The 24,809-nt window shown below is 54.1% G+C and carries 26 protein-coding genes and 2 pseudogenes; 2 read left to right on the top strand and 26 right to left on the bottom strand.

Translation table 11 applies throughout. The features are described 5' to 3' along the window. Positions 1 to 52: 52 nt before the first annotated feature. Both HA45_RS28625 and HA45_RS28630 read right to left on the bottom strand, forming a co-directional pair. The gene (locus tag HA45_RS28625; RefSeq protein ID WP_280174502.1) at positions 53 to 601 is read right to left on the bottom strand and encodes an ABC transporter substrate-binding protein; all 549 of its coding nucleotides are present in this window, start codon (positions 599 to 601) and stop codon (positions 53 to 55) included. After that, complete coding sequence (locus HA45_RS28630) at positions 508 to 1,083, bottom strand: extracellular solute-binding protein (protein WP_280174500.1); 576 nt, start codon at positions 1,081 to 1,083, stop codon at positions 508 to 510. Before HA45_RS28630 ends, HA45_RS28625 begins: the two co-directional genes overlap by 94 nt. A gap of 344 nt (positions 1,084 to 1,427) precedes the next feature. On the opposite strand from HA45_RS28630, the gene HA45_RS05860 reads away from it, so the two are divergent. Further along, entirely contained in the window at positions 1,428 to 2,390 is a 963-nt protein-coding gene (locus HA45_RS05860; protein ID WP_100703802.1) for a LysR family transcriptional regulator, read from the top strand. Positions 2,391 to 2,396: 6 nt separating this feature from the next. Here the strand turns inward: HA45_RS05860 and HA45_RS05865 are convergent, their stop codons facing one another. From HA45_RS05865 to HA45_RS05960, 24 genes and pseudogenes are all read right to left on the bottom strand, one after another. Continuing rightward, complete coding sequence (locus tag HA45_RS05865; protein ID WP_100703801.1) at positions 2,397 to 3,326, bottom strand: 2-hydroxyacid dehydrogenase; 930 nt, start codon at positions 3,324 to 3,326, stop codon at positions 2,397 to 2,399. Between the two features lie 45 nt (positions 3,327 to 3,371). Continuing rightward, positions 3,372 to 3,773, bottom strand: coding sequence for a type II 3-dehydroquinate dehydratase (locus HA45_RS05870; protein ID WP_244563396.1), 402 nt, complete (start codon positions 3,771 to 3,773; stop codon positions 3,372 to 3,374). A gap of 12 nt (positions 3,774 to 3,785) precedes the next feature. Continuing rightward, positions 3,786 to 4,022, bottom strand: coding sequence for a glutathione S-transferase family protein (locus tag HA45_RS27980; RefSeq protein WP_244563397.1), 237 nt, complete (start codon positions 4,020 to 4,022; stop codon positions 3,786 to 3,788). Next, positions 3,983 to 4,399, bottom strand: a complete 417-nt coding sequence (locus tag HA45_RS05875; RefSeq protein WP_244563398.1) for a glutathione S-transferase N-terminal domain-containing protein — start codon at positions 4,397 to 4,399, stop codon at positions 3,983 to 3,985. The genes HA45_RS27980 and HA45_RS05875 overlap by 40 nt, the downstream gene beginning before the upstream one ends. Further along, a complete protein-coding gene (locus tag HA45_RS05880) occupies positions 4,396 to 5,085 on the bottom strand; it encodes a zinc-binding dehydrogenase (RefSeq protein ID WP_244563399.1) in 690 nt (229 codons plus the stop codon). The genes HA45_RS05875 and HA45_RS05880 overlap by 4 nt, the downstream gene beginning before the upstream one ends. Next, a complete protein-coding gene (locus HA45_RS27985) occupies positions 5,061 to 5,378 on the bottom strand; it encodes an alcohol dehydrogenase catalytic domain-containing protein (RefSeq protein ID WP_244563400.1) in 318 nt (105 codons plus the stop codon). Before HA45_RS27985 ends, HA45_RS05880 begins: the two co-directional genes overlap by 25 nt. 15 nt (positions 5,379 to 5,393) lie before the next feature. Then, positions 5,394 to 5,642, bottom strand: a complete 249-nt coding sequence (locus tag HA45_RS29300; protein WP_436404997.1) for a TOBE domain-containing protein — start codon at positions 5,640 to 5,642, stop codon at positions 5,394 to 5,396. Next, positions 5,624 to 6,541, bottom strand: coding sequence for an ABC transporter ATP-binding protein (locus HA45_RS05885; protein WP_436404998.1), 918 nt, complete (start codon positions 6,539 to 6,541; stop codon positions 5,624 to 5,626). Before HA45_RS05885 ends, HA45_RS29300 begins: the two co-directional genes overlap by 19 nt. A 143-nt stretch (positions 6,542 to 6,684) precedes the next feature. Further along, positions 6,685 to 7,835, bottom strand: a pseudogene (gene argE / locus HA45_RS05890) (acetylornithine deacetylase). A 14-nt stretch (positions 7,836 to 7,849) separates the two neighbouring features. After that, the gene (locus HA45_RS05895; protein WP_100703796.1) at positions 7,850 to 8,524 is read right to left on the bottom strand and encodes a DUF1028 domain-containing protein; all 675 of its coding nucleotides are present in this window, start codon (positions 8,522 to 8,524) and stop codon (positions 7,850 to 7,852) included. Continuing rightward, complete coding sequence (locus tag HA45_RS05900; protein ID WP_100703795.1) at positions 8,521 to 8,961, bottom strand: RidA family protein; 441 nt, start codon at positions 8,959 to 8,961, stop codon at positions 8,521 to 8,523. The genes HA45_RS05895 and HA45_RS05900 overlap by 4 nt, the downstream gene beginning before the upstream one ends. Positions 8,962 to 9,248: 287 nt before the next feature. Further along, positions 9,249 to 10,703 (bottom strand): PTS fructose transporter subunit IIC, encoded by a 1,455-nt coding sequence (locus HA45_RS05905; protein ID WP_100703794.1) that lies wholly within the window; start codon positions 10,701 to 10,703, stop codon positions 9,249 to 9,251. 22 nt (positions 10,704 to 10,725) lie between these two features. Continuing rightward, positions 10,726 to 10,902 (bottom strand): PTS sugar transporter subunit IIA, encoded by a 177-nt coding sequence (locus tag HA45_RS27275; RefSeq protein ID WP_128598902.1) that lies wholly within the window; start codon positions 10,900 to 10,902, stop codon positions 10,726 to 10,728. A 409-nt stretch (positions 10,903 to 11,311) separates the two neighbouring features. Beyond that, a pseudogene (locus HA45_RS05915) lies at positions 11,312 to 12,369 on the bottom strand (NAD(P)H-dependent flavin oxidoreductase). A gap of 193 nt (positions 12,370 to 12,562) precedes the next feature. Continuing rightward, positions 12,563 to 12,724, bottom strand: coding sequence for a hypothetical protein (locus tag HA45_RS27280; protein ID WP_158087308.1), 162 nt, complete (start codon positions 12,722 to 12,724; stop codon positions 12,563 to 12,565). Positions 12,725 to 13,122: 398 nt separating this feature from the next. Continuing rightward, positions 13,123 to 14,157 carry a GlxA family transcriptional regulator gene (locus tag HA45_RS05920; protein ID WP_100703792.1) on the bottom strand — a complete coding sequence of 345 codons (1,035 nt, stop codon included), beginning with the start codon at positions 14,155 to 14,157 and terminating at the stop codon, positions 13,123 to 13,125. 12 nt (positions 14,158 to 14,169) lie between these two features. Further along, on the bottom strand, positions 14,170 to 14,877 hold the full coding sequence (locus tag HA45_RS05925) for a formyltetrahydrofolate deformylase (RefSeq protein WP_244563401.1): 708 nt from the start codon (positions 14,875 to 14,877) through the stop codon (positions 14,170 to 14,172). A gap of 234 nt (positions 14,878 to 15,111) precedes the next feature. Beyond that, the gene (locus HA45_RS05930; RefSeq protein ID WP_100703790.1) at positions 15,112 to 15,750 is read right to left on the bottom strand and encodes a sarcosine oxidase subunit gamma; all 639 of its coding nucleotides are present in this window, start codon (positions 15,748 to 15,750) and stop codon (positions 15,112 to 15,114) included. Further along, positions 15,743 to 18,781, bottom strand: a complete 3,039-nt coding sequence (locus HA45_RS05935; RefSeq protein ID WP_100703789.1) for a sarcosine oxidase subunit alpha family protein — start codon at positions 18,779 to 18,781, stop codon at positions 15,743 to 15,745. Before HA45_RS05935 ends, HA45_RS05930 begins: the two co-directional genes overlap by 8 nt. Next, positions 18,778 to 19,146, bottom strand: a complete 369-nt coding sequence (locus HA45_RS05940; RefSeq protein ID WP_100703788.1) for a sarcosine oxidase subunit delta — start codon at positions 19,144 to 19,146, stop codon at positions 18,778 to 18,780. The genes HA45_RS05935 and HA45_RS05940 overlap by 4 nt, the downstream gene beginning before the upstream one ends. A gap of 22 nt (positions 19,147 to 19,168) precedes the next feature. Next, the gene (locus HA45_RS05945; protein ID WP_100703787.1) at positions 19,169 to 20,419 is read right to left on the bottom strand and encodes a sarcosine oxidase subunit beta family protein; all 1,251 of its coding nucleotides are present in this window, start codon (positions 20,417 to 20,419) and stop codon (positions 19,169 to 19,171) included. 41 nt (positions 20,420 to 20,460) lie between these two features. Continuing rightward, positions 20,461 to 21,762: a serine hydroxymethyltransferase gene (gene glyA / locus HA45_RS05950; RefSeq protein ID WP_100703865.1), complete on the bottom strand. Its 1,302-nt coding sequence runs from the start codon at positions 21,760 to 21,762 to the stop codon at positions 20,461 to 20,463. Between the two features lie 297 nt (positions 21,763 to 22,059). Next, entirely contained in the window at positions 22,060 to 22,833 is a 774-nt protein-coding gene (locus HA45_RS05955; protein WP_244563402.1) for a GlxA family transcriptional regulator, read from the bottom strand. A gap of 298 nt (positions 22,834 to 23,131) precedes the next feature. Next, positions 23,132 to 23,965 carry a helix-turn-helix transcriptional regulator gene (locus HA45_RS05960; protein ID WP_100703785.1) on the bottom strand — a complete coding sequence of 278 codons (834 nt, stop codon included), beginning with the start codon at positions 23,963 to 23,965 and terminating at the stop codon, positions 23,132 to 23,134. Positions 23,966 to 24,068: 103 nt separating this feature from the next. Here HA45_RS05960 and HA45_RS05965 point away from each other — a divergent pair, with 103 nt between their 5' ends. Next, positions 24,069 to 24,809, top strand: coding sequence for an AzlC family ABC transporter permease (locus HA45_RS05965; RefSeq protein ID WP_100703784.1), 741 nt, complete (start codon positions 24,069 to 24,071; stop codon positions 24,807 to 24,809).

Raw genomic sequence — 24,809 nt, forward strand, 5'->3', positions numbered from 1 at the left:
CTGAATAAAGTGTTGCTTGTGGGCGACCCGCAGGCCGCCCGTGATGAGTCAATCAATGAGACATGATGTTTTCAGAGAACCACTGGCGCCATTCGGCCGTTTTCTCGGCACGCAATTGCGGATCGGTATTGATGGTGGCATTCCACTGTGCCGGCGTGGTCAACATGCCAGGGAGTTTCGCAAGTTCAGGATCGATGTGCGCGTTAGTTACCGTTGGGCTACCGCGATAGATCTTGGCTACCTGCTCCTGAATTTCCGGTTTCAGGGCAATGTTCATAAATTTGTAGGCGAGATCCGCGTGTTTGGTGCCTTTGTTGATGCCGACGGTATCAACACCCAAAATCGCACCCTCTTTCGGGATCGCCAGTTTGATGTTTACCCCTTCCGCAATCATGCTGTAGGCGTTCATCGACAGCATGACCTGCACAGGCGTTTCGCCCGTCGAGATCAACTGCTGGCTGTTGGCGTCATCGGTATAGAAGGATTTGATGTTCGGGATTAATGCTTTCATCTTCGCTTCGCCCTGCTGCCAATGAGCGGCATCCGCACCTGAAAGCTTGGCGGAAACGGCGATGATATGGCTCGGATCCCAATCTGGCAGAGCAGCGTGCCTTTCAGCTCCGGCTTCCACAGATCGTTCCAACTGCTAAAGGTTTCACCTTTTGGTACCAGGTCTGGACGATAACCGATGGTGTACACGTAACCCCAAACACCAAGGTGATACGGGCTCACTTTCGCCTGCTCAACCAGATTCACCGCGTTGGGGATTTTGCTCATATCGAGTTTTTCAAACAGGCCGCTGTTGGCATACAGATATCCGACGTGCGCTGTGGTAAAGGTCACATCTGTTTCTGGGGTGCCACCTGCCAGTTTTGCCTTGTTGAGACGGTCGATGGTGCCACCGGTAACAAACTGCACTTCTACACCGGTCTCTTTAGTAAATTCTTTCGCGATGGTTTCATCGATCAGGTCTTTAAAGCTGCCGCCCCAGGTGCTGACAATCAGCTTGTCGGCGGCCATGGCATTACCTGCACTTAATACACTCGTCGTCAGCAACGTTAAGGCAAAAATCTTACGCAACATATTATCGTCCCCAATGAATGAAATGGCGGTTGGTGCTGTGTGGAACGCAACGCACCAAAACGGTGCGATGGATATTCCCTGGTGTTGAAACGATAATGCCGCTGCGCGTTGATTCGGTAAAACAGCCTTTTCCTCGCCGTTGCATCAGGATTTCTGACGCTAACAATCGTGCTGCTTTGCAACGGATTTTCTTAATCATTGATGAGGAAGAAGCGAATGGGCGTGACCTGACAGGCAGGCGATTATGCTAATAACCGGTCTTTGGCATGATAAATGCAGGATAATCGGCACTATTAGAATGACTGGCGCGACATGAGCGCGTCGGCAATCTCAGGAGAATCTGCATGCTCAGTCGCATCACCCAGCGTCAGCTGGAATACTTTGTCGCTTCCGGTGAGGCCGGAAGTATTATTGGCGCTTCGGAACGCATCCACGTTTCATCGCCCTCCATTTCAGCGGCTATCACACACATCGAATCCGAACTGGGCGTACAGCTCTTTGTTCGCCATCACGCTCAAGGCGTGTCATTGACCGCCATTGGTCATCAGGTTTTAAAAGAGGCGAAGCTGATCCTCGACCAGATGTCGAATTTGTATACCATCGCCTCAGAGTCAATGAATAATGTGCGCGGTCCGTTGCGCGTGGGCTGCCTTGACACGCTGGCCCCGATGCTGACGCCCGAGCTGGTGTTTGGCTTTGGCCGCGCCTTTCCTGGCGTGCGCATCACGCTGGTCGAAGGCAACCACGAGCAGCTACTGAAACAATTGCGTTCAGCGGATATTGATATCGCCTTAACCTATGATTTGGTGCCCGCTAACGATGTGGCGTTTAAATCACTGGCGCAACTTCCGCCGTACGTGATGGTGGGCGAACACCATCCGCTGGCGACACAGTCTGCGGTGACGATCCAGGACCTGGCGACAATGCCGATGGTGTTACTGGATATGCCATGGAGCCGCGAATATTTTCTGAGTTTATTCAGCGAAGCCGGTGTTGCGCCTAACATCGTGATGCGTTCAAGCAATATGGAAGTGGTCCGTGCGATGGTCGCCAATGGCGTGGGATTTGGTATCGCTAACGTGCGCCCGAAGGCGCATTTATCGCAGGATGGAAAACGCTTGATCCGCGTCCGCCTCGCGGGCGTCAACAAAGCGATGCAGCTCGGTTATGCCACCCTCGCCAATACCCAGCACTCGATGGTGGTGAGTGCATTTGCCGAACGTTGTCAGATGTTTATTTCTGATCAATACATTCCCGGCATGGCGGCACCGAGTTATTTCGATCCGCAAGTGGTGCGCGTGGCGTAAGCGTTGTTAATAGCCGCGCTCCGGGAAAACCTGATTCGTCACAGGTTCGCCGCGTGCGGCGCGTTGGATGTTTTCGGCCACCTGCTGGGCAGCGCTGGCAGGAATCGCCACCGAAGCCAGATGTGGCGTGATCAGCACATTTTCCATGCGCCACAGCGGATCTTGTGGCGGCAAAGGTTCGCGGTCAAAGACATCCAAAGTCGCTTCGGCAATGTGCCCCGCTTGCAGTGCAGCGGTCAACGCGGCCTGATCAACTACGGCCCCACGTGAAACATTGATAAACGCCGCCCCTTTTGGCAGCCGCGCCAGACGTGATGCGCTGAGTAAACCCGCGGTACTTGGGGTTAGCGGCAGCATCACCACCAAAATGTCATTTTGGCCGAGGAAATCATCCAGGGATGCCAATCCACTGCAACAGTGAATGCCGGCAAGGGCTTTTTGTGAACGCGACCAGCCACTGACAGTAAAGCCCTGGCGCGCCAGTTCCTGGGCTGCATATGCGCCCAACTCGCCTAATCCCATCACGCCAACACGCACGCTTGATGGCTCACGAGGATGAAGATAGTGCCAGCGCTGTTCACGTTGTGCGCGCTCAAAGGCAGGAATGTCCCGCGCATAACGCAGCACCGCAAACAGCACATATCCGGCCATCATCCTTGCCATGTCGGGGTCAGACAGCCGAATGATTGGGATGTCTGGTAAATCATCGCGGCCCACCAGCGAATCCACACCGGCGCCCAGATTCACTAACAGTTTGAGATTGCGATAAGATGCAAAAAACCCCTGCGGCGGTTTCCACGCCAGCGCAAAATGCACATCGTTAGCGTCCTGAACGTCTTCTGCCCGGCATAGGGTGACGCCGGGCAAATGCGGGGCCAATAACGCCGACCACTCTTCAAAACTGTCAAACTCGCTGTAAAATACCAACGTTGTCATGCCACATCCGCCTTGATTAACGCCACCACCGCATCGATGGCCAGCTCATACCCCAACGCCCCAAGCCCCAGCAATGACGCCGGTTGCGGCTTTAGATACCATCGAATGGTGGCGGAACGGCTCGCGTTTCCAGATATTGCTCATATGCGCTTCGATAATCGGACCCTCAAACATCAGCAGCGCATCTAAAATCGGCACCGAGCGGTAGGTCAATCCCGCCGCATTAATGATCAGCCCCGCTGCGTTTTGGCGCGCTTCCTGAATCCAGTCAACCAGCACGCCTTCATGATTACTTTGGCGAAACTGAAGCGCTACGCCAAGCGACTCAGCCCGACACTCACAACGCTCGCCAATACTGACAAAACTTTCGCTGCCGTAAGTTCCGTTTTTATCCAGGCCATATAAATTGGCGTTAGGTCCGTTAAGAAAATAGATCTGCTGTGACATGCTCACTCCTGATTAAACGTGCGGGCGCGTGGCAGCCATCGCCGGATGCGCATCAAACATGGCAAACCATGCGGCAGTCAGCGGATGGCGGGCGCGCCAGTCGAGTTCGGCAAAACGGAAGTCGAGATAGCCTAATGCACAGCCAATCGCAATCAGTCCAATATCATCCGGATGACGGCTAAAACCGCTGACCTGCCGTTCAATTTCGGCTAGCGCCGCTGAGACTTTTTCAATTGCGCATCCGCCCACTCCTGCCACTGTTTCTCAAGCGGACGTGCGCTAAACTCATAGCGCGCTAATAGCGCAGCATCAATTAATCCATCAGCCAAAGCCTGACGCGTCAGGCTGGTCCAGCGCGCTTCACCTGAAGTGGGAAACAGCGGACCCTGTGATAATGTGTTGAGATACTCACAAATGACGCGGCTGTCATACAGACACAGTCCACTCTCGGTGCGCAGTGCCGGTACTTTCGCTAGCGGATTAAACGCCGCAATACGTTCATCGCGTTCGATAGGATGTGCCGCTGAATCCAGCCGCTCAATGGCTTCGTCGACACCCAATACCTGTGCACACACCAGCACTTTACGGACGTAGGCCGACGTGCTGGCATAAAAGAGTTGCATCATGACGCCACCTGCAGCAGCACTTTGCCGATATTGGCATTGGCTTCAAGGATGCGATGGGCATCAGCAGCCTGCGTTAACGGCAATGTTTGAAAAATGGTGGGGGCGATTCTACCGCTAGCCAGTAACGGCAGCAGGTGTTTACTGATGTGTTGCGCCAGCCGCGCTTTTTCAGCCGCGCTTTTGGGCCGCAAGGTGGACGATGTCAGACTCAGCCCTTTGCGCATCACGCATTGCAGATCGAGTTCTATCTTCGCGCCCTGCATAAACGATAAACTGACATGACGCCCGCCGGATGCTAAAACGCTGAGATTACGCGCGACGTAGTCGCCTCCCACGTTATCCAGTACCACATCCACACCGCGCCCTTGTGTTTCATCGAGGATCACCGCGACAAAATCTTCACTGTGGCGATCAATCGCGCGCCATACGCCCAGTTTTTTCAAGGCGGCAATCTTATCGGCTCCCCCAGCGGTGGCGATGACCTGTGCTCCACACGCCTGCGCGCATTGAATGGCGAAGGTGCCGACACCACTGGCAGCGCCGTGGATCAGTACGCTTTCACCCGGCTGCAGCCGCCCGAGTTCGAATAAATTGTGCCACACGGTAAAAGCCGCTTCCGGAACGCCGGCCGCCTGCGCCAGTGGCAGATTAACCGGCACGATCAAACAGAGTTCAGCGCGCGCCACGCAATACTCGGCGTAGCGCCGCCATTCAGTAATGCCATCACGGGCGTACCGACTGCAGGGAATTCAACCCCCGCACCCAGTGCCACAACGGTGCCTGACACTTCCAGCCCGAGGACGTCGGTGGTCCCCGGCGGCAGCGGCATGCCATTGCGTTGCAGGATATCGGGGCGATTGACCCCGGCACAGCGCACCTGAATCAACACTTCACCGGCAGAGGGTTGTGGAACAGGTCGGGCGACGCATTCAAGGACGTCAGGACCGCCCGGCTGGCGGGCAATAACGGCATTCATCATTTCAGGAATCATCGATTATGCCTGCTCCGCTGCGCTGAAGGCGCAAACGCCTTCATCATCAACACTGACGCCCACGACACTGCCAACTGGCCAACGGGTCAGGGAATCCAGTCCAGACTGGCGGGCAAACAGTGAGGCACTGCCCAATGCCGGCACATCAAGATGGACATCAACATGATCGCCCTGGAATACATGCGTTATCACTGTCGCACTGAATAAAGAATGCGGGCCAAGCGGCGCCAGTTTCAGGTTTTCGGGACGCATATACACATCAACACGCTCGCCCACGGTGGCATTAACGCGCTCTGCTGGCAGGCGCAGCTGATTCCCCCCAATTCGAGCACTGCGGTGCTGTCGCGGCCCGCATAACGACCCGGTAAAATATTCACATCGCCGACAAAACTCGCGACAAAAGGATCCTGCGGGCGACGATAAATATCATCGGGTGTGCCGATCTGGCGTACATGTCCGGCTGACATCACCACCACGCGATCGCTCATGCTCAATGCTTCACCCTGATCGTGCGTGACAAATACCGTCGTGACCCCGAGTTTGCGCTGAATGGCTTTGAGTTCCACCTGCATCGATAAGCGCAGATTTTTATCCAACGCGGAGAACGGTTCGTCCAGCAGCAGGACTTTGGGTCGAATCACCAAAGCGCGCGCCAGTGCGACACGTTGTTGCTGCCCTCCCGACAGCTCACGCGGTTTGCGCTGACCGTAACCTGATAATTTGACCAGCGCTAATGCCTGCTCAACGCGTTCGGCGATTTCCGCTTTGGCTACGCCACGCATGCGCAGGCCGTATCCCACGTTCTTTTCAACGGTCATGTGCGGGAACAGGGCGTAGTTCTGGAAAACGATACCGATTTCACGCTGATAAGGCGGGATTTCAGTGACCAGGTCGCCATCAATGAAGATTTCGCCGCCATCCGCCTCGGCAAAACCTGCCATTAAATTCAGCAGCGTGGTTTTGCCGCAGCCCGACGGGCCAAGCAGGGTGATAAATTCGCCTTCTTCGATGGTTAATGAAATTTTGTGTAGGGCGATAGCATCGCCAAAGCGTTTCAATACGCCATCAAGTTGCACAGCAACATTGGCTTTACTTGCCGCAGGATGCAGCATTTCGGGCTGCGGGAATGAGGTGACTTCTGCACTGACCATGGACTCTCCAAAAAACGGGCTATCTTTGCTTGTTACCAGCATACGGTGAATATGCGCACCATGCGGTTAGTGCTTCCTGAAGCTGGCGTTTGGAAAAGATAAAGCAGGTAATGACCGGCGTTCAAAAAAGTGACGTCGTCACTTTAAACGCACATCCACGCCGCCAAACGCTGTAGCATCGCGTCACAGGCTGCTAGCTGATGGGTGCTGATAAACTCATCAGGTTTGTGGCCTTGTGCCATGCTGCCCGGCCCACAGATCACACTGGGAATTCCGGCCTGATGGAACAAACCGCCTTCAGTGCCAAATGCCACCGTGCTGAAGTCAGCCGATTCGGTCAGATGCGCTATCAACCGTGCGGCAGGACTTTCCGCTGTGGTGTATAAAGCGGGATAGCCACTGATGGGGGTGAAACGTATCGAAGTTTGGCTATTTACCGCCTGCATCTGCGGCAGTAGTTCACGATGTGCATAGCTTGCCAATTCATCAGCACCTGCTGTGCATCATCATGAGGCAGCGTTCGTACTTCAAAATCAAAAGTACACTCTGCGGGCACGATGTTCAGTGCTCGTCCGCCATGAATCACACCCGTTTGCACGGTGGTAAACGGCGGATCGAATCGGGCATCCTGACGTTCTGGCGCAGCCAGTCGTTCACTCATCATTGTCAGCCGATGAATCAGTTTCGCCGCATACTCGATGGCATTGACACCCTGCGGAGCATAAGCTGAGTGGCACGCCGCGCCCTGCACTTCGCAGCGCACGCCCAGTTTGCCTTTATGGCCTAATACCGGTTTGAGTTCTGTGGGTTCACCAATCAAACAGATATCGGGTTTTTCCGGACGCTGGGCTAATGCATCAAGCAATGTTCTGACACCAAGGCAGCCCACCTCCTCGTCATACGAAATCGCCAAATGCAGCGGCTGCGTTAAAGGCTGAGCCAGGAAGTGCGGCACAGCAGCCAACATACAGGCGATAAAGCCTTTCATATCCGCGGTACCGCGCCCGAAAAGCTTGCCATCGCGCTCGGTAAGGGCAAATGGCGGTACGCTCCAATTTTGCCCATCAACCGGCACCACATCGCTGTGACCTGAAAGCATCACGCCGCCGTTTCCCGCCGGGCCAAGCCGTGCGTAAAGATTGGCTTTACTGCGTTCAGCATTATGAATCAGTTCGCAACTCACCCCGAGATCGGTCAGGTAGCGCCAGACAAAATCGATCAGGGCAAGATTGGATTCACGGCTGGTGGTATCAAAGGCCACCAGCTGCGCAAGAATTTGACGACTGCTCACCATGGAATTTCCTTGTATTACTCGTCGCCGGGCACGCCATAACGGGGGGCTTTGGTGGGATCAAGCGCGCGTATCACATAATCCTGCATTTGGGGCTGATAGGCCTGCCACAGCGCATCAAGTGCATCAATAGGGTCTGAATCGGTCCAGTCCACACGCAGATCGACAATCGGCCAAATCGGTTCACCGACTATCGACAGCGCCGCCGAATGCACCGGTCCGGCTTCGCCTCCTGCACTCATACCGGCCTGCATCGCACCAATCAGACGATCGGCCAGCGGGCCCTCACGCTGTTCAAAAGCGTTCACCATGGCAACGATCACTTCGGGGTTGGCCAGCAAATTCCCAGCGGCAACGCAGTCGGTACCGCTCAACGCGTTGTTCACGCCTAGCGTTTTTTCCCCGCTGAAACAGGCTGTTTGCCCATCGGCAGACAGCACGGTTACCTGGCGGTATGGGTGATGATCATCGGATGCCAGTCCCGCCGCTAACGCTGCACTTGCAGATTCACCCTGCTGCAACAGATCGAGGATGCGAGGGCCCAAAGCAGGCAAAGTGATGTTTTGCGTTGAGACGGCACCCACCTGGCTGCGCAGCCACGGACAACGTGCCCCTACCGCAATGCTTGATGAGCTGATGGCGATGCCCATTTGACCGGTTTCAGCGCAGCGTCCAACAATCGATAACGTCATGCTGATGCTCCTGTTTGCGGCTGCCAGTCGTCCGGAATTACGGCGATCACATCAATTTCCATCAGCCACTGCGGCTGGCCCAGGCCGGAAATCACCAGACCGGTTGAGATGGGAAATACGCCCTTCAGCCATTTTCCGACCACTTGATAGACCGGCTCGCGATAACGTGGATCGATGATGTAGGTGGTGGTTTTGACGATGTGTGACAGGTCACTGCCCGCCTCTTCCAGCAGCTGCTTCACGTTCTTCATAGCCTGTTCGGCCTGCGCAGCCGGATCGCCCAATCCCACCAGATTGCCTTCAAAGTCGGTACCAATCTGGCCACGCACATAAACGGTATTACCGGCACGAACGGCCTGGCATAGATCGTTGTCCAGCGACTGGTTCGGGTAAGTTTCTTTGGTATTAAATTTGCGGATGCGCGTATGTGTGCTCATGTCTGCCTGCAAGAGTGGATGGATGTCTCGCAAGGTATACCGCGCAGCGCGCGGCAGACAAAACAGCATTAACCGAGGTGTTGGTTAAGAAAATCCTAACCCATTAATAGAGTGAAGAGTGATCCCTCACCCTTCAATAGAGTGCTGAGTGATCCTTCACCCTTCACGTTCGAACATCATGCTTAGCCGGATGGACCTTGGGAATAACCGGCGAGCGTAGCTCCCCGGCCACCTCAACAATCAACCGTGCAAACAATATAAAAGCACCCACGCCGAATTTATTCGACTTAGCCACGCTCTAAAGATTGTTCATGTTGATTAACGTCTTTAACGCCTTCCGTCAGGTTTTCAATAACGTCTTTTTTAATCACGCGTAAGATCACTGCGGTTAATAGTGCACCCGCGGCAATGGCAAAGAGATACGCCACCACGTGGGTGATAACATTAGGAATAAATAAGACAAACACCCCGCCATGTGGTGCACGAGAAGCACAACCCAGTCCCATTGAAATGGCCCCTGCTAATCCTGAACCCGCACAAATGGCAGGAATAACGCGCAGAGGATCGGACACGGCGTAGGGAATCGCGCCTTCAGTAATAAATGAGAGTCCTAATACATACGTCACTTTACCGGTCTCACGCTCTTGAGCGGTAAACTTCCCTTTAAATAACGTTGTTGCCAATGCAATGCCTATCGGCGGGACCATTCCTGCAGCCATACAGGCAGCGATCGGTTCATAAATTCCTGTAGACATTAATCCGATGGCAAACATACAGACGGTTTTATTCAACGGGCCGCCCATATCAAAGGCGACCATCACGCCAATAATCAGTCCCATCACAGCGGCATTCATATTCCCCATGCTTTGAAGAAACGTGGTTAGCGCTTCCAGCAAAACTTTTATTGGCTGCCCGACCACAAAAATCATTAACGCGCCAGTCAAGAGCACTGACAGCAAGGGAACAATAAGAATCGGTTTGAGGCCCGCCAGAACTTTCGGCAACTGAATATATTTCACAATCAGTAGCGTAATGTACCCGGCGAGAAAACCCGCGAACAGTGCGCCTAAGAAACCCGCGCCAGTATGCACCGCTAACATCCCTCCCACTGCGCCAGAGACAATGCCAGGGTTTCCGCTAATTGATTTACTGATGCCGAGTGAAAGGATCGGGAGCATCAAAGCGAATGCCGCGCCTCCGCCCACGTCTGATAACATTTTAGCAATAGGACTAAAGTTCGCATCGCCGGGGGTCGCGGCAGTAATGCCAAATGAAAAGCTCAGTGCAATAAGAATTCCTCCGGCGACGACAAAAGGAATCATCAGGTTAACGCCCGTGATCAGATGAATATACAGCTGAGAAAAAACAGAATCACCGTGAACAGCGTTAGATGGTTTTTCTGTCGACGCAGTTAAATTATCGCCAGAATATTCGGGTTTAATGGCTCCGGTGAGAATATTATTTAACAGCCCAGTGGCGTCTTTGGCAGCACGTGCCACCGGCACTTTGAAAATGCGTTTTCCTGCGAAACGACGCATATCAATAACTTTATCTGCTGCGATCAATACTGCATCGGCGTTATTAATATCATCATCCGTAAAATGATATTCACTTTCAACGGCACCGTGGGTTTCAACCACAATATCAATACCCATCTTAGCTGCGCTCTTTTTCAGATTGGCTTCCGCAATGTAAGTATGGGCTATGCCTGTTGGACAGGCGGTTATCGCAATCAGTCTCATTGATAAACTCCAGGTGGAAAGTTTATACTCCGGTGTTGTTGACCATTAATCGGTACAGTGCCTCGCGGGTTCCGGCCTGCATCAATTGTTCAACAACTTCTTCGTCGCTAAAAGCAACAGAAACACTGGCTAATACATTTATAAAGACAATGCTGCCATCCATTCTCATCAAAAATAAATTTTTCGAAAATTCGCGCAATCGATTTCATTGAAAAAGTGCTGATACGTAAGCGACGGTTAAATCAAAGTTGTTAATGAATAAAGTTATAAAATAATTCATCTGAAGGTGAAATACTAAATGATGGGCAGTTCGTGGACATAACGCTGTACACTTTACTGTATCTCAATAACAACAAGCCTCATCACAATTAAGTAATAGGCGTCTTTCAATATTCCCCGATGCTAAAAGATGACCCGAACGGCATTTCTGTAATTTATGTTTAAAAGGTGTGATGATTTGAATTCAAAAATGTGAGATTAGCACTGGCACGTTTATACAAAACCCACTACCCATGCCAATGACTCAACCCAGATAACATAAACAATGTTTATATTATTTACCGGGTGATTTGAAGATTAAGGCCGCAGGGCGTGCGACCTTCAGCACATCAGCTTGCCTGCCACTCGGTGACGAAGGTTTTGATCAATTCGCCGGCTGGCATTTCTCGCGCCAGCGCTGCGCCCTGTCCTGCCCACTGCGCGCCAAAACCGTGCTGGTTTTTTGCGGCGGCGGCGGCAGCCAAAGCCTTACCCAGCGAGTAGGTTAATGGGTAATCCGGGATGGTGTGAGCGGCGAAATCACGACTGAAATCGCAGAAATCATTACGTAGGCAGCGAGCCTGGCGACCTGAAATTGCGGCAGTGATGGCGGTGCCGCTTTCACCAGCCTGCTTTAAGGCCGTGCGGTAAGCGCTGTTCGCGGCGGATTCCGGGCACAATACAAAAGCCGTGCCTAACTGCACACCGGTTGCGCCAAGTTGCAGCATAGCGGCGATACCTGCACCATCCATGATGCCACCCGCCGCAATCACCGGATGCGCAGTTTGCTGACGAATCGCCTGCAGCAGCGTGAAGGTCGACATTTGAGGGTCGAAAGCCTGAGGATCAAAATGTCCTCGATGCCCGCCTGCTTCAATCCCCTGCGCCACGATGAAATCAATGCCGCTGCGCGCGATGGCCAACGCTTCTGCCACACTGGTCGCGGTGGCCAGCAACACAATCCCACGTTCCTTGAGTCGTTGAATCACTGCCGCAGAAGGGATGCCAAAATGAAACTCATTGCTGCCGGCGACGCCTGCTCAATCACGTTCAGCATTGCGTCATTATTCTGGAAGGTTTGATAGATCTCTGAGAGAGCTGAAGGTAACTCGGCTTCATAACGCGCAAACAACGGCGCAAAGCGGTCGATCCATGCTTGCTCGCGCTCAACGTCGCGTTTAGCTGGCGCGTGGCAAAAGACGTTAACGTTGATTGGCCCCTGAGTGAGCGCCTGAGTGTTAGCAATCATCATCATCGCCTGTTCTGGCGTGGATGCGCCAACGCCGATGGAACCCAGCGCGCCGGCTTCGGTCACGGCAGCGGCCATCTCTGGCGTGGATACGCCTGCCATCGGCGCCTGAATGATCGGGTATTGCAGCTGAAGCGCCTGGCAAAGAGCGTTCGTCATGTTGTTATTCCTTTGAGTGATCTGTTGGGCAGAACTAAAGTCCCCTTCTGCGGCAGATAAATCAACCCAAAGGTTGGGGGAAAAATGTCAACAGCGTCGGACACAACGCGGAGCGGCAAACTGGGTGGGTAAGGCGGAAAGCAGGTAACCGGAGCAGAAAAAGCAGAGAGGGCAACATCAGCCCTCTGGAGAATTAATAATTAAACTTTCTTTTCTCCTGGTCTTTTGCGTTGGGGGCGGTAATTAACGTCCACAGCGCTTTGCAGAGACGAAGGATACTTTTACCGGGTTTGATGTAAGAATTTTCAATGATGCCGTTACTCACCGCACAGAATATCACATCAATTTTCTTCACATTTCCTTTCGTGCGATGTCTTCCATACGCCTTATGAGGAAGTGCCGTGCGCGCTATCAGATTACAGGTTGACCCTTTCATTTCAGCCTCACAGTATATCCGTGAATTCGTAAGGGAATAATTGCACCACCCCTTGCACCGGTCAACCTGACGCCTAAAGGCAAATAATATGAAAAACCACGATGATAGAACATTTCAGCGAGGAGAACCGCCACATACTATAAAAATCAACAAGTTGGTGAGTTAACATTTTATTCATATCCTTTTCTTATTTTTGTGAAATGGGACATCAATGGTGATTAAATCCCTGTCCATTACACATCCGCGCTTAATTCAAACAATAAAGCCCAGCGCACGATAAATAAGCGCATGGGCTTTACAGTGGATAACGGTTCAAGCTACTGAATTAAGCGCTCGACCTCCCTGCGTCGCTTACGATAATCCGCTGGCGTTTCACCATATTGTTTCCGGAACCACGAAATAAGGTGTGAGGCATCAGAGAAACCACATGACTTCGCTACGCTATTAATACTGACATTACTACTGGTCATTAATTTACGCGCATGATCCAGCCGCATTTTGCGCCAATGTACTGCCGCCGTATCACCGGTGCTATGTAAAAAAGCCTGATTCAATTGGCGCAGATTAATCTGCATAGCGTTGGTCATGTTTTGCAGCGTTTCAGGGGACGCCAGATGCAGCTGCATGTAAGCAATGGTGCGCTGCACTAAATCGTCATCATAGTTTTTTAGCTCCCCGCCAACCGGTGCTCGGCCAGGGCTGGACTGGCGCTTTTTACTCGATTCCATCAACAGATATTTTTGTACTTTTTTGGCGCGCAGTTCGCCGCAGTGTTGCAGGATGATATCCATGGCTAAATCCCGCGCGGTACCCACCGGACAGGAAATGACCCCACCGTCACTGAGGTAGGTTTGGTCAATCACCGGCGTCACCGTGGGGAAGCGCTGCCGAAACTCATCACGCGTAGTGAAGTGAATCGCACACTTTTTGCCTTCGAGCAAACCCGCCTGAGCCGCCATAAAGGTCGCGCTGCACAGGGTGATGATCGGGATTCTTTGCGCCTGCAATTCCCGCATGGCCTGCAGCAACCACGCTGGAGAATCTCGCGTCTCATCGAGCAACCCACCGGCAAACACCACGTAGTCCCATTGATCATTCAGATTGAACGGCGCGGTCGGCGTTATCTGCAATCCACAACTGGATGTGACGGGCTGATTATCGCAACTCATCCACTCCCACTGACAGTAAATCTGCCGGCTGAGAAAGGAAACATCCGCTGCAAAGCGGATCGGTTCAATCAGCACTGAAACGCAGTGCAGCGTGAATTTGTTGATCAGTACAAAGCCAATACGGATATCAGGCCGCACGGGCAATGCCTCTGCGATGTTCAACTGATTGGGGTCATTGTCCATCAGAGCCGCACCTTACCGTGAGAACACCACGGTGCGATTTTCGTACAAGAAGACGCGGCGCTCGGCGTAACAGGAGACCGCATGCGCCAGGGTTAAACGCTCAATATCGCGTCCTTTATCCACCAGATCGTCCGCGTAATCCGCGTGGCTCACCACTTCGACCTTTTGGCTGATAATCGGTCCTTCATCAAGATCTTCATTGATAAAGTGCGCGGTAGCGCCCACCAGCTTCACCCCTTTGTCGTACGCCTGATGGTAAGGCTTGGCCCCTTTGAATCCAGGTAACAGTGAGTGGTGGATGTTAATGGCACGGCCTGAGAGCTTTTTGCACATATCCGCCGACATCACCTGCATGTAGCGCGCCAGCACCACTAACTCGGCACCGGTTTCCTGCACCACCTGCCAAATCTGCTGCTCCTGTTCTGTCCGATTCTCAGCGGACACCGGGAAATAGTGATAAGGCAAACCGTGCCACGCAACTATCGGCTCCAGCAGCGGATGGTTGGAAATCACCGCTTTGATATCAATCGCCAGCTTGCCAGCGCGATGGCGATACAGCAGGTCATTCAGGCAGTGATCGGTTTTCGACACCATGATCACCACCGGCACTTTGTAGCCCGGCTCGGTAAGTTCAAACGACATCGCGAAATCGGCTGCGCGCAGGCTGAACTCATCGCGAAACGCCACCGGATCAAGGGTTTCATTCTGCGGTTCAAACACGGTGCGGATGAAAAAACGTTGCGCACATTTGTCATCAAACTGTGTTGTTCATTGATGTAACACCGCTGCTCTTTCAGAAAGCGCGTCACCACATCCACGCTGCCCAACTTACTCGGGCATTGTGCCGTTAAAATCCAGTTAGCATTATTGCGACTCATAGAAAACCCTCAAAAAAATAGCAGACTGAGCCGAAAGAAGGCGACCTCATGGCCACCTTCACAGCGGGTGATGAGATCAAACCAACACGGTGATGCCGTATTCCGCGCCCGCGTCCAGCAGCCAGCGGTAGCTGTAATCGGCGAAGCTGCGGCGAACCACTAACTCCCAGCGATCTTGCGTCGGGCGACGAAGGATCACGGTGACGGTGGCAAAGCAGGTCATCACGCCTTTGCCCGGTGGGAAGTTTTTCGGATGGACGTCATACACCACCGATTTCTTCAGCACATTGATCGCCTGTTCTCCGCTCAGCTCCAGCAACATCTGCCCGCCGCCCACGCTTACGATGGCGTAATGGGCCGCACCCATTGCAGCGCGTAACTGCTGCTCAATCGCAAACTCCTCGCCCTGTGGCACGATCAGCAGCCACTCATCAGGGGACATCCACTGCGCGCTGTATTCACCGATTTGCGTCAGCGATAAAGGTTGTGACGGCAGTGACAGTTGCAGAACTTCGCGCAGCGCTTTATCCAGTTCAATGGCCGCACCACGGAGTGTCAGATGGGCGAAGTCAGACCGCTCGCGCAGCGTGATACCTGAATTGTTTGCCACCTTCGGCACACCAGTTTGGGCATAGCTCCACACCAGTGGCGATTCGCTGGCCACGGCAGCTGAAGGATGCGCATTAAATACGTTGCAGGTTAAGGTCTCAGACATTCTGGCGCTCTCCTTTGGGATCAACGAACACCGAGCTTACGATTTCGGCTTCAATAAATTTACCGTCAGTGCTGGAAAGCCAGACGGTTTCGCCCATACGGTGATGACCACGTGTCAACACCGCCAGCGCAAAGCCGCTATCGAGCGTTGGGCTGTAGTAGCTGGAGGTGACATGACCGTACATCGGTACAGGAATGGCATGATGAGGATCGAGCACCACCTGCGCGCCCTCTTCCAGCACCACGCTGGGATCCTTGGGTAGCAGACCGACCAGCTGTTTACGATCCTCACGCAGCACATCGGATCGCGTGTGCGATCGTTTGCCGATCCACGAGAACGGTTTGTCGTTGCCGACGCACCACTCCATCCCGAGGTCGTGTGGCGTCATCGATCCATCGGTGTCCTGCCCACCAATAATGAAACCCTTCTCGGCACGTAATACGTGCATGGTTTCGGTGCCATAAGGGGTGAGGTTGTACTTTTTGCCGTGTGCGAACAGCACCTGCCAAACGTGAAGCGCGTAATTGGCTTGCACGTTGATTTCATACGCCAGCTCACCAGTGAACGAGATACGGAACACGCGCGCCGGCACATCGGCCACCTTGCCTTCTCGCCAGTCCATGAACTTGAAGCTGTCACGCGCCAAATCGATATCGCAGAACTCCGCCAGCAGATCGCGGGCTTTTGGCCCGGTGACAGTGATGGTGGCCCAGTGATCGGTGACCGAGTTGAAGTAAACCTGCAGTTCCGGCCACTCGGTTTGATGCCAGAGTTCCAGCCACTCCAGCACGGTGGCGGCATTGCCGGTGCTGGTGGTCATCAGGAAGTGATTCTGGCCGAGACAGCTGGTGGTGCCGTCATCAAACACCATGCCATCGTCGCGGCACATCAGGCCGTAGCGCACACGCCCCACCGGTAGTTTGGCCCACTTATTGGTGTAGACACGTTCGAGGAATTCACGCGCATCCGGCCCCTGAATATCGATTTTGCCGAGGGTTGAGGCATCCAGCACGCCCACGCTTTCACGCACGGCGCGGCATTCACGCACCACCGCCTGATGCATTGTTTCCAGTTGGCCATTCTGGCGTTGCGGGAAGTACCATGGGCGCTTCCACTGCCCGACATCTTCGAACATCGCACCATTCTCCACATGCCACTGATGCAGCGCGGTGTAACGCTCCGGCTGGAACAGTTCATTGCAGTGGCGTCCGGTCACTGCGCCAAAGGCCACAGGCGTATAGTTTGGCCGGAACATGGTGGTGCCGACCTCTGGAATAGTACGGTTCAGCACACGAGCCGCTATCGCCAGGCCATTAATATTGCCCAGCTTGCCCTGATCGGTCCCAAAGCCCATGACCGTGTAACGTTTGATATGTTCAATCGATTCAAAGCCTTCACGCGTGGCCAGCTCAATGGAAGCAGCGGTGACGTCGTTCTGCAGATCGACAAACTGCTTCGGTGCGCGCATGGTGGTTTTCATGTGCGGCACTTGATATAGCGCCAGCGCCGGACCATCGCGACGCGCCCGTGTTTGCGGTAGCGCCATCGTTTGAGGTGCGCCTCCGGTTTCTTCAGCAGCACGCTTTCCAGCCTCGAAACCGCTGCTGAGCACGTCAGGCAAGCTATAGATGCCCTGCGCGCCCCCAACTACCATCATCCCTTTTACCTGCGGCGCTACAAAACCGAGGATATCGTCACGCCACTGCGGGCGCCCGCCGGTATGTGATGCGAGATGGATGACCGGACTGTAGCCACCAGAGCTGGCTACGGTGTCGCACACCAGGCGCGTGGGGCTACCGACCACCTCAAAGCTTTCGCTGTTGATGCGGGCGATATCCACACTGCGCACGCGCGTTGTGCCTTGTGCTTCAATCACCGCGCTTCCGGTCATGAGGGTAATGCCTTTCAGGCGCGCCTGTTTCACCCATTCGCCGTCCGGGCTCGGACGCGCATCAGCTATCGCCACCACTTCGCGCCCGCTCTCCAGCCAATCCAGCGCTGCGCGGTAGCCGTCATCATTGCTAGTGGAAACCACCAGTTTGTTGCCCGGCACGACACCATAGCGATGGATGTAGGTGGAAACCGCACCTGCCAGATAGTTGCCGGGAATATCGTTGCCGCTGTATACCAATGGACGTTCATGCGCACCAGTAGCCAGCACCACCCGCCCGGCACGCACCCGATGCATACGCTGCCGCGCCTGCTTATGACCGTTTTTTACTGGTGCGGTGATCGACAGATGATCGGTTCGGCGCTCAAGCAGCGTGACGAAATTATGGTCGTGATAGCCATTGGCGGTGGTTTTTGCCAGCAGCTGTACGTTGTCCAGCGCCTGCAAGGTTTGCAGCACATCGCGGGCCCACAGCGCGGCACCTTTCTCATCAATGATTTCGCGGCTATCCAGCAGACTGCCGCCCATCTCTTCCTGCTCATCCACTAACATCACGCGCACGCCGCTGCGACCGGCAGCCAGCGCGGCGGCCAGTCCCGCCGGGCCTGCGCCAATCACCAGTACATCACAGTGCTGATTGAAGTGATCGTAAATATCCGGATCGGCGACCGTTGGACTGCGTCCGAGACCCGCACCTTTACGAATATATTTCTCGTAGGTTTTCCACATCGACGCAGGCTGTTTGAAGGTTTTGTAGTAGAAACCCGGCGGCATAAAGCGCCCACCGATCTTGCCTACCACGCCCATCAAATCGCGATCGACATTTGGCCAGCCATTGGTACTGGCCGCTTCAAGTCCCTGATACAGCGCCTGTTGAGTGGCCCGCACGTTAGGAATCTGTTCCTGCTCGGCACCGCCAAGCTGTACCACTGCGTTAGGCTCTTCCGCGCCAGCCGCAACAATGCCGCGTGGACGGGAGTATTTAAAGCTGCGATTGACCACATCAATGCCGTTGGCGATCAGCGCTGATGCCAGGGTGTCACCGACAAAACCTTCCAGCGTTTTGCCATTGAAGGTGAAATTGATCTTGCGGCTGCGATCGACCCGGCCGCCCTGTTTGAGGCGATTGACCTGGCTCATGATGCGCCTCCTGCCTGCACTTTCACGCTTTCATTCGCGGCTTCCCGCGCTTCCTGACGCAGCGGCAAGGTCACCACTTCTGCCTGCACACTTTTGCCTGGCTGCTCACCAATTTTGTAGGTTTCCAGAATCTCGTAGGTCACGGTGTTACGCGTGATGTTGAAGAACTTGCGGCAACCCACCGCATGCACCCACAGTTCGTGGTGCACGCCGCGCGGGTTATCGCGAAAGAACAAATAGTCTCCCCACTCTTCGTCGCTACAGGCTTCCGGATCTTTCGGGCGCGCCAGATGTGCCGGGCCTTTTGCATGAAACTCTTCTTCTGCGCGATGCTCCTGGCACCACGGACAATAAATATGAAACATGTCGTCTTCTCCCGAACAATAATCAGTGCGCAACCGCCGCCGCGCCGTGTTCATCCACTAAGGCACCGGTATGGAAACGGTCAATAGAGAACGGTGCCGCCAGTGGGTGCATCTCACGCTTCGCCAGACTGGCGGCAAACACGTGTGCTGAACCCGGCGTTGCCTTGAAGCCACCTGTGCCCCAGCCGCAGTTGAAATAGAGACCTTCAACGTTGGTTTTCGAGATGATCGGGCTGGCATCCGGCGTGGTATCCACGATGCCGCCCCACTGGCGGTTCATGCGCACGCGCGAGAAGGCCGGGAACATCTCAACAATCGCCTGTAAGGTGTGCTCGATAATCGGATAGCTGCCGCGCTGGCCGTAACCGGTATAGCCATCAATGCCGGCACCAATCACCAGGTCGCCTTTGTCGGACTGGCTGATATAGCCGTGCACGTGGTTGGACATCACAACGGTATTGACCACGGGCTTGAGCGGTTCAGAGACCAATGCCTGCAGAGGATGTGATTCCAGCGGCAATTTGATCCCCGCCATATTGGCCAGCACACCTGAATTGCCCGCGACGACACAACCGACGGTTTTCGCTTCGATATCACCGCGATTGGTGTGCACGCCATAAATCTGACCGTCACGAATCATCAATCCGGTGACTTCTGTTTGTTGCAGGATATCCACGCCGTGGGCATCCGCACCGCGCGCAAAGCCCCATGCCACAGCATCGTGACGCGCCACGCCACCGCGCGGCTGCCAGGACGCGCCCATAATCGGGAAGCGTGCGCGGGCGGAGCAGTCCAGCAGCGGCTCAAGATCCTGAACGCCGCGCGCATCCAGCACTTCACCGTCGATGCCGTTCAGGCGATTGGCATTCACTCGGCGCTGAATATCACGCATATCTTGCAGCGTGTGGCCGAGGTTGAGCACGCCACGCTGCGAGAACATCACGTTGTAGTTCAGCTCCTGTGTCAGCCCCTCCCACAATTTCACGGAGTGTTCAAACAGCGCGGCCGCTTCATCCCACAGGTAATTCGAGCGCACAATAGTGGTATTACGCGCGGTGTTACCGCCGCCTAGCCAGCCTTTCTCGATCACCGCTACATTGCGGATACCAAACTCTTTTGCCAGGTAATAAGCCGTGCCTAATCCATGTCCACCTCCGCCGATAATGATCACGTCGTAAGACTTCTTCGGCGTGGGATTGCGCCACATGCGCTGCCAGTTTTCGTGATAACTCAATCCGTGGCTAATCAGCCCAAAGCCAGAAAAACGTTGCATACTCGTCTCCTAAAACGCCCGGCAAGCACCGGGAAAAATGGTCAGGCAATGGCTTTTTTAGCGATAACCTGCTGCGGGTGTTCGCCATATACCGGATGTCTGGCACACAACTCTGAAACGTTAAAACGCACCCAGGCTTCGATGTTGTCGCTGTTCTGCTTGAGGGCCAGCACATCGAGGATGTCGCAAATCCAGCCTGCCAGGGTTTCGCACTCTTTCTCACCAAATCCACGGGTGGTTACCGCTGGCGTGCCGATGCGTAAGCCGGAGGTGACAAACGGACTCTGCGGATCATTAGGGACTGAGTTTTTGTTAACGGTGATATGGGCACGACCCAGCGCGGCATCAGCTTCTTTGCCCGTAATTTCCTGACCAATCAGTGAGACCAGGAACAGATGGTTGTCGGTGCCACCTGATACGACGTCATAGCCGCGTTTGATAAACACCTTCGCCATGGTTTTGGCGTTATCGATGACTTTGGCTTGATAGTGAACAAAGTCCTGTTCCATCGCCTCGCGGAATGCCATTGCTTTGGCGGCAATCACGTGCATCAACGGGCCACCTTGTTGGCCAGGAAACACCGCGGAGTTGAGTTTTTTGTACAGCGCTTCATCACCGTTGGCTGAGAGAATCAGGCCACCGCGCGGCCCGCGCAGGGTTTTATGCGTCGTGGTAGTGACCACATGCGCATGGGGTAACGGGTTGGGATAGCAGCGAGCCGCCACCAGACCGGCGACGTGCGCCATATCGACCATCAGCCAGGCCCCGACGCTATCGGCGATATCGCGGAAGCGTTTCCAGTCAACAATGCGCGAATAGGCGGAGAAGCCGGCCACAATCAGCTTGGGCTGATGCTCTTTCGCCAGGCGCTCGACTTCCTGATAATCAATCTCACCGGTTTCCGCGTTTAAACCATATTGCACCGCGTGATAGTGCTTACCGGAGACATTTGGCGCAGCGCCGTGGGTTAAGTGTCCGCCGTGCGCCAGGCTCATCCCCAGAATGGTGTCGCCAGGTTTAATCAGTGCCATAAATACCGCGGCGTTAGCCTGGGCACCTGAATGTGGCTGCACATTGGCATAATCGGCACCGAACAGCAGGCAGGCACGCTCAATCGCTAAACGTTCGATGGTATCGACATGTTCACAACCGCCGTAATAACGCTTACCCGGATAACCTTCAGCGTATTTGTTCGTCAGCTGACTGCCCTGCAGAGACATCACCTGCGTGCTGGCATAGTTTTCCGAGGCGATTAATTCGATGTGTGTTTCCTGTCGTACCAGCTCACCCACAACTGCTGCAAACAGCTGTGGATCTGCACTGTTCAAATCATTTGCATTCATTGCTGCACCCTCATCATCAGGATTAGTGGCCAATTTCATTACGTTTTCACACTACTGAAAATGCAGGCGCATAAGCTTGAACGTTTGCGACAATTAACATGACAAATTCGCGACAAGCCATATAAATCAATAAGTTAACTTTTCATTAACTATTGTATTATTTGAACTTAATCACGATTAAATAAGAAAATATGATGGATGCAATAGCGAGAGGCACGCCGCAGCGTGGTAAATGATGATTAAAATCAGCGATTAAGGAGACGAGGCGAATTGAGGAATAGCGCGAGGGCGTGAGAATCAACGCCCTTCAATGGTGCTATCAATATGAATAAAGAATGGGTCAACGTGTTGTTGGTCACGCAGTGCCGCCTGTTTACGCGCCAGGCTCGGCGGATAACCAAAGGCATCACGAAAATGACGGGAAAAATGAGCGGTATCAGAAAAGCCGCAGCGTTCACCTATTTCTGTCACGGTTTTCGCGCTGTACAGCAGCAACCACAAGCCGTAACGCAAACGTAAATCGCGGGCGAAACGTTGTGGACTGACTCCCAATTCTTCTTTGAATTTTCGCTCGATATTGCGCCGCGAGGTATTTAAGCGCTGGGCCAACTGTTCAACCGAAATCACCTCTCCCATATGTTGAGAAATCAAATCGACCGCATTGCGCACCATGCGATCTTTTATCTTCTCAAAGATCACCGGCTGAGGTTGCGGATGATGCGTGGTGCGCGCCTCATCAATCAGCATGATGTGCAGACTTTTTATCGCCCATGCTCGCCCCAAATGACGCTCGATCAGATAGGCCGCAACATCGGCCGCCGCCACGCCGCCCGCACAGGTGATCAGTTTGCCTTCATCAACAAAAATGCTGTCAGCGACCGGGGTGATATCAGGAAAGCGCCGCTGTAAATCGCCGTGGTGATACCAGCTGACGCAGCACTGCTTGCCCTTCATCACCCCGGCCTGAATCAACGCAAATACCCCGGTACATAAACCGACCAGCGGCGTGCCAAACTGCGCGGCCAGGCGAATATAATCCAGCGCGCGATGGTCGATTTTTATCTTTTTCATCTTGCACGCCACCAATCACCACGATGTAGTCAAAGTCTTCAGGGTTCTTTAACGCTTCACACGGCGAAATCACAGCGCCACAACTTGAGGTTGCCTCGTTGCCCGAGCTGGACATAAAGGTCCAGCTGCAGCGCAGTTGGCGGCTGCGGTCACCCTCATCGGCAGCCAGGCGCAGGCAATCAACAAACGCGGCAAACGGCAGCAGCGTAAATCGGTTCAGCAGGACGAAGCCCACTGACAGCGGCGTCGCCTGTTCGTTTGTTTTGTTACGGGAAATCATGGTGAAGTCCTTGATCCATCACAGTGATGCCGTCGCAAAAGCACCGGGCGTGACGCCAAAATGGGCGCGAAACTTCTTGATAAAGTGGCTTTGATCAAAGAAGCCCACCTCACTGGCGGTATGGGCAGCATCGAAGCCTTGTGACAACAGCCGTTTGGCACGCATCAGGCGAATCTGCGTGAGATATTGATGCACTGATAAGCCGGTGAGTTTAGAGAAGGTGCGCATAAAGTGGTATTCGCTCAATCCGGCGACGGCAGCGATGTCACTGACCGCCAGCGGCTGATGGTAGTCGCTGTGCAGAAAGTCGATGGCATGGCGAATGTCGGTGCGCACGGCACTGCGCTGGCCGCCTTTCAGGGTACGCTCGCCGTGTTGACATATCAGCGTGCTGAGCACCTGAAACAGTGCGCACTCCTTTTCGACCGCGTCCGGGCTTTGCTGCATCACGGCTGAAGCGTGCAGCATCTGCTGGGCCAACAGCGGATCATAGCGCATCCCTTCCGCACCAAAATTGAGTTCGCCCGTACCGCCAATCTGTGACTCGGCAATCTGGTTCACCAACGCCGCCGAAGGATAAAACGCACAGTAATCCCAACCTTCCTCACGCTGCACCGCTTCGCCGGTGTGTACTTCTCCGGGCAGGATCACCATCACCGTGCCTGCGGCAGCAATGCCCTGCTGACGGCAAATGCGGGTGCGCTGTGCACCGCGGGCAAACGCCGCGATCACGAATTCATCGTGGAAATGGGGCGGATAGCTGTGTTCGTAGCAGCGCGCCCGCAGGATTTCCATGCCGCCGTGCATTCCACGGTCACGCCACAATTTGATGTCATCACGTTTTGTCTGCATCACAAATCCTTCGCTGATGTTCTCCGGGAGCAGGATTTTACTATAGCCTTGCGTCCTGTGGCTTAATATTGGTGCATCTGTTGAGAAGGTTTGGAAAATTGTTATGTCGTTGAAGAGTCAAACCCTGCCCAAACACAGCGATCCGCTGAGTTTTCGCGCAGGCTTTATCGCCTGTTTACCCACCGTGCCGGGTTATCTGAGCATTGGTTTCGCCGCCGGTGCCATTGGTACGCTGGCCGGTTTTTCCGTACTGCAAACGGCGCTATTGGCGACGTTGCTGTACACCGGTTCGGCCCAGTTTTTATTTTATTCACTGTGGGCGTCCGGCGCAGAAATGACCTCGGTGGTGCTGAGTGTGATGTTGGTTAACCTGCGTTATTTGTTGATGAGTTCGGCTATTAGCGTGTTTTTCCGCGGGCAAAGCGGCTGGCAGAAAGTCGTTAGCGGCCTGCTGCTCACCGATGAAACCTTTGGGGTGGCGGTGCAGCACGGCAGCCAGCACGGCAAAATCAACTTTGCCTGGATGTTTGGCCTCAATCTGCCGGCCTGGCTGAACTGGATCCTCGCCTGTGTCATTGGCGCCTATGCCGCTTCTGCCGTACCTGAATCACTGATGGCCGGATTGAGCTTCAGCCTGGTCTCGATGTTTATTGGCCTGATTTTAATGACATGGTTTGCCAGCCGTCGTAAATGGCTGGAAACGCTGGCGATTGTTGTGGCGGTATCGGTGACGTACTTCTCGGCGGGACAGGTCGATCTCAGCGTCGTGGTGATTGTTGCCGCATCCATTGCCGCGAGTTTAGCCACGCTGGTATTCCGTATGCAGCACAAGGAGGGAAAATAA

The sequence above is a fragment of the Pantoea rodasii genome (assembly GCF_002095465.1).
In the GTDB taxonomy this organism is placed as follows: Bacteria; Pseudomonadota; Gammaproteobacteria; order Enterobacterales; family Enterobacteriaceae; genus Pantoea; species Pantoea rodasii.